The sequence below is a fragment of the Mesorhizobium sp. BAC0120 genome, assembly GCF_033542235.1.
In the GTDB taxonomy this organism is placed as follows: Bacteria; Pseudomonadota; Alphaproteobacteria; order Rhizobiales; family Rhizobiaceae; genus JAWRCU01.
Genome location: NZ_JAWRCU010000002.1, coordinates 410,293 through 422,601, shown reverse-complemented (window position 1 = coordinate 422,601; position 12,309 = coordinate 410,293). Strand labels below are relative to the sequence as shown.

Sequence of the window (12,309 nt, the reverse complement as noted above, 5' to 3'; positions counted from 1 at the left end):
AGAGTGGTGCCGGTTAGAGGGGACACGGGCGAACAAATGAACAGGGCAACGATGGTCATGCGACGGCGGTTCCGGCACGCCCGGCGATTTCGGCGTCCAGCTTGAGCGATTTCTCGAAGCGCAGCGCCGTAGCGCCGTCGGCATAATAATGCGGCTTCTGGCCGAATCGCCTGTAGGACGCGCGCTCATAGAGGCCGATGGCACGGGCGTTGTCCTGGCGCACTTCGAGCCGCAGCACGGAGCAGTCCCGCGATGCGGCTTCCCTCTCGGCCGCGCCGAGCAACTCGCGGCCAAGACCGCGCCGATCGGGCTCGACTGCAAGCGAGTAGAGCCTCGCGATGCGGCTGCCGGATCTGAACAGCACCACCGCATAGCCGGCCAGCGCCCGATCGGTGGTTGCAGCGATCACGGCGGCAGACGGTGACGAAACAAGACGGCGCAATGATTCGGGGGAAAGCCGGTCGGACGAGAACGACCGGTTCTCGAGGTCGATAAGCGCACCGAGGTCGGCCACAGAGGCCGCGCGGAATTTGGCTTGCATGAGGACCGGAGAAACCTCGTTTGCGCCCTTGCGGAGAATTCCAGTTCAGGTCTCTGCTTCCGCCACCCCAGCGCAAACATCAATGGCGCTTTCGCTCCTCGATTGGGGCCGAATTGTGACAGAATGGAACTAACCCACTGCACCCGCCTCGACCATCTGGCGCCACGCATTCCGGGCGACCTCGGCGAGTTGCCCCCGCGGGAGCGAACCGACGATAGCGCAGCCAAAGCCCTTATTCATCCAGTAGATGGCAGTCGGGCCGCCCTCCTCGGGCGTGTAGGTGCCCTTCGCCTTCTCCCCGCCTTCGCCTACCATGTAGATGGACAGCTGGTTGCCCGACTTGTCCTTGTAGACGAGCAGAGCGGCGATGTTCTCGCCGGAGGGAAGAATCCTCCCGCCAAGAAGTTCGAACCCAGAAGCCGCGAGATCGGGCGCGATTATCTTGAGGCCGGTCCGCTTCGACAGCCAGCCCTCGAGGTAAGCCCGGTCGTCCGCCCCGACATCGACCGCATGCGGCAGGCTGGCAGTAAAGGTCACGTAAGCGCCGATCGCATTCTCCGCGAGCCGGTCTGCGAGATCTTCTTCGTTGAACGATCCGCTGCTCGCGATGAAATAGCCGGCGATGCCGCCGGCGACGAAGACGACTGCAGCGGCGGCCGCATTGCGCAGCGAGATCGTCCAAGAGCGCCGTGGCTTGACTTCGCCTGAGGCCAGCTTCGTGAGGCGCGAGGGCACCGGCTCGTCGAGGATCGGGGCAAGCGCAGCCGCAAGTATCGCACCATCGCGCTCGAAGCGGGCACTCTGCGCCTTCATATCAGGATGCGATTCGAGCCAACGCTCGAACTCGGCACGATCGTCATCGGGGAGCTCACCGTCGAGCGCAAGATGGATGTCGGACATGCTAAACTCGCGTCTGGTCATTTTTCGACCACCTTGATCATCTTGCGCCGCGAGACATCGTCTAAGATCGATCGCAACTCCTCTCTCCCTCTGGCGATCCTGGACATCAGTGTGCCGGCCGGAATGCCGAGCACGTTTGCCGCGTCGGCGTATGAGAAGCCCTCGACGGCGACGAGCACGAGCGCCGCCCGCCTTTCGGGGGCAATTTGCTCCAGTGCGGACAGAACCTCGGCCGAAGCCAGCTTGTCCGGCTGAGGCGGCGGCGAACTGGCCGCATCGATCGTCTCGGGCATGAGCGCAACGGCCTGCACGTGACGCCGGGAACGCCGGAGCTGATCGACGAACAGATGGTGCATGATGGTGAACAACCAGCGCCGCGGTGAATCTCCGGTCGTCCAGCTCTCGATGCGTGACAGTGCCCGCTCAAGGCTGTCCTGCACGAGATCATCGGCAGCGTCGCGATCGCGAACGAGCGCGCGCGCATAGCGCCGCAGCCGCGGAATCTCCTCGATGATCGCCTGCCTGCGGTGGTCGTCCATGCCCTCGGCCGCCAATGAGCCTCTCTGCCATCAACGCTCGACGGCCAAGAATAATCCCAAAGCCGCCATCGAGAAATGGCCAGGCCCGATCAGGAGGCGGTGGGCGGAGCGGGCGTTGCGGCTTGCTCCCTCGAAGCAGCCCCAACGCCCAGCCGCAGCATGCGCTGATAGAACAGGCCGATCCCGATCAGCACCACGCCGAGCCCGATGAAGGATAGCGCACGCAGCACGCCTTCGAGCTCGGACATGTCGAACAGGAAGACCTTGGCGACGGCGATGACGATCAGTGCGCCCGACGCTAGCCGCAGCACCTGCGATCTCAACGCAAGTCCGCCGACCAGCAGCGCGACCCCGAGGGCCAGCCACAGCGCCGAGTAGGCGTATGTCTCGAGCTGGCCAAACTCGCGCCACGCGCCGATGAACTCGCCCTGGAACAAACGGCGCAGCGACAGCGTCGCATAGGCGAAGGCAAGCATGGCCGCGATCAGCCCAAGCGTCGCCACATACCAGCGCGGCCGCCTGCCGCGTGCGAAGAGCGCCAGCCCGCCCGCAGCGGCGGCCGGCATCAGATAAGCCAGCAACAGCAGGTTGAGCACAGGGATTTTCCCCGTGGATTCGTCGGTGAAGAGCGGGTCGAGCAGGAGCAAATGCTGGAGGACGATCATTGCCGCCGAGAGAATTCCCACGGCGATCGAACCAAAGCGCAATACGGGGCTCGGCGCCCGGCGGTCCAGTGCGATCAACATCGCGCTGCCGGCAAGCGCAATCAGCGTGTATACCGCCTGCTCGGCCAGCGTGATGGCGCTGTCGTCGATGACGCCGCCATGCATCGCATGCCGGACGAGCATTGCTGCTCCGATCAACGTGAAGAAGCTCGCGGCAGCCTCCATGACAAGCCGAGCTCGGCCGTTCGTCGTGCGGGCAAGCTGCCAGCCGGCAAAGCCGGCTCCGATGGCCGGCACGCCGTACCCGATAAGCAGCCAATTGAGGAAAGGCGTGGTCGACAGGTTCGCGGCACCAACGATGGTCGGGTCGAGAGCAAAGCGGAGAAGCAGGAAGGCGACCGCTCCTGCGCTCAGCCAGCCAAGCACGGGCCAGTTTCGATAGCGCGTCGCGAAGGCCGGAAGCGCCGTCGCGGCGCCGAGTAGCACCGTCGTCCAGCCGGATGAAAAGCCCATATGGAGCGCGAGCAGGACGGCGATCCCCGCGCCGATCAGCGCGACGGAGACGGCGGGGCCGCCCGTCTGCCACGGCAACTCGGCTCGTGAGATCACCTCACCGGCAAGGGCGAAGGCGACCGCCAGCGCAAACGCGATCAGGGCTCGCGCCACGTCACGATCGAGATTGCCAAACGCGATCCAGGTCGCGAACAGGACGACGAGTGGCACCGCAACGCCCCACGCCGACCATGCCGCAGCGCGCCTTGCTGCCGACGGCGCCAGGCTCCAGGCGCTCCACAGGCCGGCGACGAGAAAGGCCGCGCTCAGCGCCACGCCCGACCAGACGATTTCGGACTGGCCGACGCCGACGAGCGGAAAGCCTTCCAGCCTCACCTCCTCGCCGAGGAAATTGACGTTGAAACTTCCCGAGAACGCGCTCCGCAGGTAGACGACTGTCGTCGCCGTACCGGCAGCATGAAGCAATGCAATCGCTGGGGCCCGATAGACTGCGACAGCCACCATCGCGACCAGGAAAATCGCGCCATAGGTCACGCCGCCGGCAGCCGCGATATCGGGATCGAGGAAAAGGGCGGCAGAAGTCACTGCAACAAAGAAGGCCGGCACGATCGAGGGAATATCGAATCCCTCGCTCCCCTGACGCCTCCCCAGCCAGACGAACTCGAGGACGACGAGCGTCACCGCAGTGATGAACGAGAGGATCGCGAAATCGAGGGGCCATGCGCTGATGAGGTAGACTAGCGTCCAAAGACCCGCTCCGGCAAAGGCTGCAGCCATCAATAGCAGCCAGTCGCGCAGGCGGGCGATGAAGGCGGCGGCGGCAAGTACGATCGCCACGAAGCCAAACAGCGCCCAGTGGTTGGGGGCCTGCGTGGAGACCAGCACCGGCGTAAGGTAGGAGCCGACCACGCCGACGCCGGCCAGTGCCTGACCATGGATCAGCGACGCCACGATGGTCGCGATGCCGATCATTCCGAGCAGGAGGAAGGCGGCCGTCGGCCCGATGAAGCCATAGATGCCGTGCGCGGCATAGACGGCGCCGAACAAGGTGAATGCGCCGGCCGCCGTCAATATGCCAGGGACGTGAGCGTTGGCGACGCCCTCGACCGGCACACGGAAGCCGGTGCGGCGCACGATTTCGCCGGCTGCGACAAGCGCGATACCGAGGATGGAGGCCAGGATCAGCCGCACCTCTGGCCCGAAAATGCCGGCCTCGATTGTGTAGCGCACGAGAAAGATGCCGCCGAGCGCCAGCGCGAGCCCACCGACCCATACGGCCCAGCGCGTGCCGAGCGCGGTCTCGACCGTTGGACCTGCAGGACGTTGCGCATCGACTTCCGCAACAGGCCGATCGGCTGGCCGCTCAGGTGCAGCGGCAGCAATAGCAGGTTCGGCTGGCTTCTTAGCCTCGGGCGGCGACGCGTCGACCGCATCGCCCAGAGCCGCGCCGGAGTGTTCAGGTCTGGCCGGTTGTTCGCTGACCGCCTGTTGAGCAGCAGTCGACTCAGGTGTGGCGGATACTTCGACAGCCGCCTTCGAGGTCACCGCTTCACGATAGGCGAGGAAATCCGTCCTCAGCCCTTTGAGGTCGGTTTCCAGAACCCGCAGGCGCCGCTGCTGCCGCCGAACGCCCGCAATCAGCGCAACGATGGCAACCAGGCCAACGAGCTCCCCAAATTCCCCAAACATGGCCTTCCCCTGCTTATGCGACGGTTGTGCCTGTTCACGGGGCAGGATTCAAGGCGGTCGGGTTCTCGCTGAATGCCTTGCGTACCGAGGTCAGGAAGCTCGCGCGCGCCTCGGGCTCCGGAAGGGCGCGCGGCTCATAGACATGGCGCGTGAGGAAGAAGCCGGTGAGGCGGAACGCCGCCTCGATCGCAGCGAGGTCGGCGGCCTCGCTCTCGCCGCGCCTGAGGAAGGCCGGCAGCGGCAGCATCTTGTCGCGCCATGGCTGGCCGGCTTCGCGTGAGACCGCACGGCCGGTTTTCGGCGAGACATAGGCGAGGTCGTCGGTTTGCCCGGTCGCCGCGCAGCGCGCCAGATCGAGGCCGAAGCCAAGCTCGTCAAGCACGAGCAACTCGAAGCGGACGACAAGCTCGGCGGCCGAATGCGGGTCGCCGAGATTGTCGATGACGATGCCGAGTGTCTCATAGAGTGCCGCATGCGGGTCCCGCTCAGGGAGCAGGCGCAGATGTGCCGCGAGCGTCAGCAGGCCATAGAGGGCGGTTGCGCTCTCAAGCAGCCGCGCCGCGTTGAACGACACGGGCTCCGCCTGAAACACACCGAGATGCTCGTCGAGCCGGGCCCGCCAGATCAGCGACACGCGGTTGCCCGCCTGCAAAACAGCGTGCTGCTTGCGGGAGCGGCCGCCGCGCACAAGGCCAAGATGCCGGCCATGCTCGCGTGTCATCACCTCGAGAATGGCGCTGGTTTCGCCATGCTTGCGGGCACCGAGGATGATGCCTTCGTCCTGCCACTCCATGCCCGCATTTGCGCCAGCGAACCCCGCCCGGTCAAGCTGCCGGCAGGACCGGGATTCAGGCTGCTGTCACAAGGCGCATTTGCTACCTCAATGAGGAAACTCCAGCCCCATTTCGCGATAGCGCTCAGGGTCGCTGCCCCACTCCCGCACCTTGACGAACAGGAAGAGGTGCACCTTCTGCTCGAGGATATCGACGAGCTCCTTGCGCGCTGCCTCGCCGATGGCACGGATCGTCTCGCCCTTGTGGCCGAGCACGATCTTCTTCTGGCTGTCGCGCTCGACATAGATCACCTGCTCGATCCTCACAGAGCCGTCCCTGCGTTCCTCCCATTTCTCGGTCTCGACATGCGAGGAATAGGGAAGCTCCTGATGCAGCCTCAGATAGAGCTTTTCGCGGGTGATCTCGGCAGCGAGCTGGCGCATCGGCAGGTCCGAAACCTGATCGTCGGGGTAATACCAGGGGCCTTCCGGCAAAGCTTCCGCGAGATGGTCGAGGAGGTCGGGACAGCCGGAGCCCGTCAGTGCAGAGATCATGAATGTGCGCGTGAAATCGGCCTTGGCGTTTGCTTCGGCAGTCAGCTTCAGCAGAATGTCCGGTTTCACGCGATCGATCTTGTTCAGGACGAGGATCTTCGGCTGGCGAACGTCCTTGAGGTTGTCGAGGATCGCCTCGGCGTCCTCGCGAATGCCGCGCTCGGCATCTATCAGCACAAGCACCATGTCGGCGTCCTTGGCGCCGCCCCATGCTGTCGTCACCATCGCCCGGTCGAGCGCGCGGCGCGGCTTGAAGATGCCCGGTGTGTCGAGAAAGACGATTTGCGCGTTGTGGTGCGTAGCAATGCCACGGATGATCGAGCGCGTCGTCTGCACCTTGTGGGTGACGATCGAGACCTTGGTGCCGACGAGTTGGTTGACCAGCGTCGACTTGCCGGAATTCGGTGCGCCGAGCAGGGCCACGAAGCCCGAATGCGTCTTCGGAGCTTGCGCCTCGCCGCTCATATGCTGTCCTCTTCCTTCCACACGCCTTCGCGCATCAGGACCGCAGCAGCGGCGGCCTGCTCGGCCTGCCGCTTGGTCCGGCCAACGCCGGTCCCGGGCTGGAATCCGTTGACGCGTACGTTCACGGTGAAGACCGGGTCATGGTCCGGTCCCTCGCGACCTTCGACCGAATAGACAGGTACGCCGCCTCCGGCGACATGCGACCACTCCTGCAGCTCGGTCTTGGGATCGCGGCGGGCGACACCGGAAGCGATGGGCCGGGCGAACCAGTGTCGGGCGATAAAACTGCGCGCGGCCTCGATGCCGCCTTCGAGGTAAATGGCGGCAATCAGCGATTCCAGCGCGTCGGCGCGCAAATTGACGCGCTTGCGGCTGTCGAGCGTCTGCATCTCGCTGCCTGCCGTGATCAGGTCGGGCAGCCCGATTTCCTCCGAGATCGCGGCGAGCGTCTCCGCGTTCACCATGCCGTTCAGCCGCAGCGACAGCTCGCCTTCGCTCGCCTCTGGGAAGGTCTGGTAGAGGAATTCGGCGACCACCAGACCGAGCACGCGGTCGCCCAGAAATTCCATTCGCTCGTAGTCGGATCCCGCGTCTTTGCCGCGGGCACTGGCATGTGTCAGCGCCCGGCGCAGCCGTTCAGGGTCGCGAAAAGTCAGGCCGGCCGTCGTCTCGAGTGCCGCTGCGAGCGCTTTGGCGTTCAGACGTCTCGTTGGCATCGCGCCGGCGAACTCTCCTAGCGGACGAATTTGAAGAGCCTCGAAGCACGCATCTCGCTCGGCCATTTCCAAATCTCGAGCGGGCTCGCGCCGTCGGCGATCGAGAAGAAGATGATGTTGGCGCGCCCGACGAGGTTCTCCGCAGGAACGAAGCCCACCGAGAAGCGGCTGTCGGTCGAATTGTCGCGGTTGTCGCCCATCATGAAAAAGTGGCCGGGAGGCACGACGAATTCGCGCGTATTGTCACCGATGGAGTTCGGCGTGAGGTCGAGCGTGTCGTAGGAGACGCCATTGGGCAGCGTTTCGCGATAGACATCGACCGGACGGTCGACCTCGGTGATATCGGGATTGTTGATCTGGCCGACCTTCTCGCGCGGTACGCCTTGCCCGTTGATGAAGAGTTGGCCGTCTTTCATCTGGATGCGGTCGCCCGGAAGACCGACCACGCGCTTGATGTAGTCGAGCGAAGGGTTGGGCGGGAACTTGAAGACGACCACATCGCCGCGCTGAGGGTCGCTCCCCCAGATGCGGCCGGAAAAAAGCGGCGGCGAGAACGGCAGCGAGTGACGCGAGTAGCCATAGGCCCATTTGGTGACGAACAGATAGTCGCCTTCGAGCAAGGTCGGCCGCATCGAACCCGAAGGAATCGAGAAGGGCTGGAACAGGAGGGTGCGGATCACGAGCGCCAGCAGAAGCGCCTGCACGATCACACTTATGGTTTCGCCTAAACCGCTCGACTTCTTTTGGGTTTTGTCGGCCACGCTCATGTCGTCCTCGTTGGTTCGGCCTCGTCTTAGCGGCTCATATGGGTTGCGGCAACGCAATTGGCCGGCTTCAATCGGATGAAGATGGCCATTGTTCGGCCGGCAAGGCCTCAATTACCACAAACGCTTGCGCCAGCGGAAAGTCATCAGTGATCGTCAGGTGGATCGCAGCATTGTGACCGGCGGGGAGCATCGATTGAAGCCGGAGCGCCGCACCGTTGGTCAAATTCATGGTGGGCTTGCCGCCCGGCAGGTTGACAACGCCCATGTCCTTCCAGAACACGCCGCGCGACATGCCGGTGCCGAGCGCCTTGGCACAGGCCTCCTTTGCCGCAAAGCGCTTCGCGTAGGAGGCCGCGCGCGCCGCCCGCCGTTCCGACTTCGCCCGCTCGACATCGGTGAACAGCCTCGCAATGAAGCGCTCGCCGTAGCGCTCCAGCGAACGCTCGATGCGGCGTATGTCGATGAGATCGCTACCGATACCGATGATCATGACTGGAGGACGGTAGTGTCGCGCCTTTGGTCGGCCTTTGCCCCGTGTCGCGCCTTCTCGGCAAGCCGCGCTCGCCGGCGCGTCTGGAACGCCGATACCGCCCACCGCGTGACGCCATAGGATACCGCGGCGAAGAGCAACCCAAGCGGCAGGGCGCCAATCGTCATCGGCTCCAGCAACGGCTGCCAAAGCTGCGACAGGCTCAGGTGGTGAAGCAGGTGGCTGATGTGGGGCGGCTGGTACGCGCCGGGTTCGCGGCCGTGCAGGATGAGCTGCCCGATCGCGTAGGTCACCCCCCAGATCACGGGAAACGTCAGCGGATTGCCGATCGCAGCGGTACCGAGCGCCGAAGCGACGATGTTTCCCGCGATCAGCCATGCTGCCACCGCCGCTACGACGATGTGCAGGCCCGGGATAGGCAGAAAGGCTACAAAAACCCCGGCAGCGACACCCGCGGCGATCGAATGCGGTGTGGCGCGCAATCTCAGTATGCGTTTGGAGAAGTATTTCGCGGAACGCGCAAATGAGCGGCGCGGCCAGATGATGGTCCTTACTCGCTCACCGAAATCTGCAGGGGTCCTGCGTCGAAACAACATCGCTGTTCTTTATCGGGTCTCGGTATATGCCTGCAAGTGCGCGCCAGTACCGGCGGTTCACGATCACACGAGCGGATGCCGAACTGGAGCTTGCCTGTCCCGCACAATAACGACACCGGGGCGCCGTTGCGCAGTCATTCATGAGACAGCGCACGAATGCCTCCTCGGGTTCCGTAATCTTTGCACTTTCTCACTCAGCGAACTCTTCCGAGAACGCCGCGCGATTGTTCGTTGATGCAGTCCTGCGGTTCGGTCCGATGCGTTAGATATTGCGACTGCCGGGCTTCACGGGCGGAATCTTCGCCAGCTCGGGCGGCAGGCGGTCGGCCGGATATGCCGGCACCTCATATTCGGCGAGAGCGATCAGCGGCACGCCGACATCGGCTTTGCCGGCTGACCGGTCGATGATGCAGCCCGCCGCAAGAACCTCTGCGCCGAGCGCACGCATGCAGTCGACCGTCTCGCGGATCGATAGGCCGGTCGTCACGATGTCCTCGATCACGACCACCCGCGCGCCTTGCGGTATCTCGAAGCGGCGCAGCCGGAACTGGCCTCCTTCCCGCTCGACCCAGATCGCCGGCACGGCCAAGTGGCGTGAAGTCTCATAGGCCGGGATAAGTCCCCCCACAGCCGGACCGACCAGATAGTCGACCTGCCCCCGCACTTGCGCGCGTATCTTCTCGGCCAGCGCGCGGCAGAGCTTCTCCGTCTTGTCGGCATACATGAAGACGCGGGCCTTTTGGAGAAAGATCGGGCTCCTGAGCCCCGACGTCAGGATGAAGTGCCCTTCGAGCACCGCGCCTGCCTCACGGAAAATGCCGATCACTTCGTCTACGTTCATCTATCCTCGCCTAACTCAGCCATTCACCCTGCGCACGTCACTCACCGCCGTGCTCGCCTTCAACTGCGAAATCAGGCGGTTCAAGTGCTTCAGGTCCCATACTTCGAGATCAATCAGCATTTCGGTAAAATCCGGCGCAGTGCGGACCATCGACAACGTATGAATATTGGCGTCGTTCGACGCGACGATCTGGGCGATTTCGGCCAGCGAACCGGGTGCATTGATGGCGGTGACGGAAATACGGGCGGGGAAGCGCTCCTTGGTGTCCTCGTCGATGTCCCAGCGCACGTCGATCCAGCGCTCCGGCTGGTCGTCGAAGGCGGTCAGCGACGGCGACTGGATCGGGTAGACGGTGATTCCGGAACCCGGTTGCAGAATGCCTACGATACGGTCGCCCGGCACCGCGCCCTCAGGCGCGAAGCGGACCGGCAAGTCGCCGGTGATGCCGCGGATCGGCAGGGCATCGCTCCTGTCCTCCGCCCTTTCCTTGCGCGACCCGCGCCCCGGGAGCTGGAATAGCATGCCGGCTGCGTTGCGGATCTTGAGCCAGCCTTCCTCGCGCGTCTTCGGAGCCTGGGTGATACGCTCGTCCTTGTAGTCGGGGAACACTGCCTTCACAACATCGCTTGAAGACAGCTCGCCGCGGCCGACCGCCGCGAGCGCGTCGTCGACATCCTTGTGGGCGAGCCGCGGCAGCACCGACTTCAGGCTGTCCTTCGAAAACGGCTTGCCGGCGCGCTCGAAGGCGCGCTCCAGGATGCGCGTGCCAAGCCCCGAATATTGTTTGCGGATCGCATTCTTCGTCGCCCGCCTGATTGCCGAGCGCGCCTTTCCGGTCACCACGATCGATTCCCAGGCAGCCGGCGGCACCTGCGCCTTCGAGCGGATGATCTCCACCTCGTCGCCGTTCTTCAACTCGGTCATCAGCGGCATGATACGGCCGTTGATCTTGGCGCCGACGCAGGAATCTCCGACTTCCGTATGCACCGCATAGGCAAAGTCGATCGGCGTTGCGCCGCGCGGCAGCGCGATCAGCCGGCCTTTCGGCGTGAAGCAGAACACCTGGTCCTGGAAAAGCTCGAGCTTCGTGTTTTCCAGGAAGTCCTCGGGGTTGTCACCTTCGGCGAGCTGCTCGATGGTGCGGCGCAGCCAGGCATAGGCGTTGGTGTCCCTCGATATCTGATGGCCCGCGCCGTTCGGCTTGCCGACACTGTCCTTGTAGATCGAATGCGCGGCCACGCCATATTCGGCGACGTGATTCATCGCCTTGGTGCGGATCTGAAGCTCGACACGCTGGTTCGACGGACCAACAATGGTCGTGTGGATCGAGCGATAGTCGTTCTGCTTCGGGGTCGAGATGTAATCCTTGAAACGGCCCGGCACCATCGACCACGTCGTGTGGATCGCGCCGAGCGCGCGATAGCAGTCCTCCACCGTGTCCACGATCACGCGAAAACCGAAGATGTCCGAGAGCTGTTCGAAGGACAGCGCCTTGGTCTCCATCTTGCGGAACACCGACCACGGCTTCTTCTGGCGGCTTTTGACGGTCGCCTTTATTCCCTGCTTCTCGAAGAGCCCGGAGATCGCCTTCTCGATCTCGGCAATCAGCCCGCGCGAGCGCTCGAATACGTCGGCCAGCCGTTGGGTGACGGTGCGGTGTGCATCGGGGTTGATATAGCGGAACGCGAGCTCCTCCAGCTCCTCGCGCATGTCCTGCATGCCCATGCGGCCGGCGAGCGGCGCATAGATCTCCATCGTCTCCTCGGCGATCCTCAGCCGCTTGTCGGCGGGCACGTGGTCGAGCGTGCGCATGTTGTGGAGGCGATCGGCGAGCTTGACGAGCAGCACGCGCACGTCCTCGGAGATCGCGAGCAGAAGCTTGCGCAGGTTCTCCGCCTGTTCGGCCTTCTTGGAGACGAGGTCCAGCTTCTTGAGCTTGGTCAGCCCCTCGACCAGCTTGCCCATTTCAGGGCCGAACAGCTCGTCGATCTCGGCCCGGGTCGCGGTCGTGTCCTCGATCGTGTCATGCAGCAGCGCGACAGCTATGGTCGCCTCGTCGAGATGCATGTCCGTGAGAATTGCGGCCACTTCCAGCGGATGCGAGAAGTAGGGGTCGCCCGACGCGCGGCGCTGATGGCCATGCTTCTGCATGGCGTAGACATAGGCCTTATTGAGCAGCGCCTCGTTGACGTCAGGCTTGTAGCGCTGCACGCGCTCGACAAGCTCGTATTGACGCATCATGGGCCGACGACCTGAGGGC

12 protein-coding genes are annotated in these 12,309 nt (G+C 64.1%); all 12 read right to left on the bottom strand.

Annotated elements, in window-relative coordinates; genetic code table 11:
• Positions 1–55: 55 nt before the first annotated feature.
• The 12 genes from SAZ10_RS05480 to SAZ10_RS05425 all read right to left on the bottom strand — a co-directional run bounded on the left by SAZ10_RS05480 (position 56) and on the right by SAZ10_RS05425 (position 12,290).
• Positions 56–541: a GNAT family N-acetyltransferase gene (locus SAZ10_RS05480; protein WP_318608173.1), complete on the bottom strand. Its 486-nt coding sequence runs from the start codon at positions 539–541 to the stop codon at positions 56–58.
• Between the two features lie 129 nt (positions 542–670).
• Entirely contained in the window at positions 671–1,441 is a 771-nt protein-coding gene (locus tag SAZ10_RS05475) for an anti-sigma factor (protein WP_318608172.1), read from the bottom strand.
• 17 nt (positions 1,442–1,458) lie between these two features.
• Positions 1,459–1,980, bottom strand: a complete 522-nt coding sequence (locus tag SAZ10_RS05470; RefSeq protein ID WP_318608171.1) for a sigma-70 family RNA polymerase sigma factor — start codon at positions 1,978–1,980, stop codon at positions 1,459–1,461.
• A gap of 89 nt (positions 1,981–2,069) precedes the next feature.
• Positions 2,070–4,847, bottom strand: a complete 2,778-nt coding sequence (locus tag SAZ10_RS05465) for a DUF2339 domain-containing protein (RefSeq protein WP_318608170.1) — start codon at positions 4,845–4,847, stop codon at positions 2,070–2,072.
• Between the two features lie 34 nt (positions 4,848–4,881).
• Complete coding sequence (recO, locus tag SAZ10_RS05460) at positions 4,882–5,640, bottom strand: DNA repair protein RecO (RefSeq protein ID WP_318608169.1); 759 nt, start codon at positions 5,638–5,640, stop codon at positions 4,882–4,884.
• Positions 5,641–5,727: 87 nt separating this feature from the next.
• Positions 5,728–6,639 (bottom strand): GTPase Era, encoded by a 912-nt coding sequence (gene era / locus SAZ10_RS05455; RefSeq protein WP_318608168.1) that lies wholly within the window; start codon positions 6,637–6,639, stop codon positions 5,728–5,730.
• Positions 6,636–7,355: a ribonuclease III gene (rnc, locus tag SAZ10_RS05450; protein ID WP_318608167.1), complete on the bottom strand. Its 720-nt coding sequence runs from the start codon at positions 7,353–7,355 to the stop codon at positions 6,636–6,638. Before rnc ends, era begins: the two co-directional genes overlap by 4 nt.
• Before the next feature lie 17 nt (positions 7,356–7,372).
• Complete coding sequence (gene lepB, locus SAZ10_RS05445; protein ID WP_318608166.1) at positions 7,373–8,122, bottom strand: signal peptidase I; 750 nt, start codon at positions 8,120–8,122, stop codon at positions 7,373–7,375.
• Between the two features lie 67 nt (positions 8,123–8,189).
• Positions 8,190–8,612 carry a holo-ACP synthase gene (acpS, locus tag SAZ10_RS05440; RefSeq protein ID WP_318608165.1) on the bottom strand — a complete coding sequence of 141 codons (423 nt, stop codon included), beginning with the start codon at positions 8,610–8,612 and terminating at the stop codon, positions 8,190–8,192.
• Positions 8,609–9,208: a DUF2062 domain-containing protein gene (locus tag SAZ10_RS05435; protein ID WP_412535162.1), complete on the bottom strand. Its 600-nt coding sequence runs from the start codon at positions 9,206–9,208 to the stop codon at positions 8,609–8,611. Before SAZ10_RS05435 ends, acpS begins: the two co-directional genes overlap by 4 nt.
• 262 nt (positions 9,209–9,470) lie before the next feature.
• The gene (pyrE, locus tag SAZ10_RS05430; RefSeq protein WP_318608163.1) at positions 9,471–10,049 is read right to left on the bottom strand and encodes an orotate phosphoribosyltransferase; all 579 of its coding nucleotides are present in this window, start codon (positions 10,047–10,049) and stop codon (positions 9,471–9,473) included.
• 15 nt (positions 10,050–10,064) lie between these two features.
• A complete protein-coding gene (locus SAZ10_RS05425; protein ID WP_318608162.1) occupies positions 10,065–12,290 on the bottom strand; it encodes a bifunctional (p)ppGpp synthetase/guanosine-3',5'-bis(diphosphate) 3'-pyrophosphohydrolase in 2,226 nt (741 codons plus the stop codon).
• Positions 12,291–12,309 lie beyond the last annotated feature (19 nt).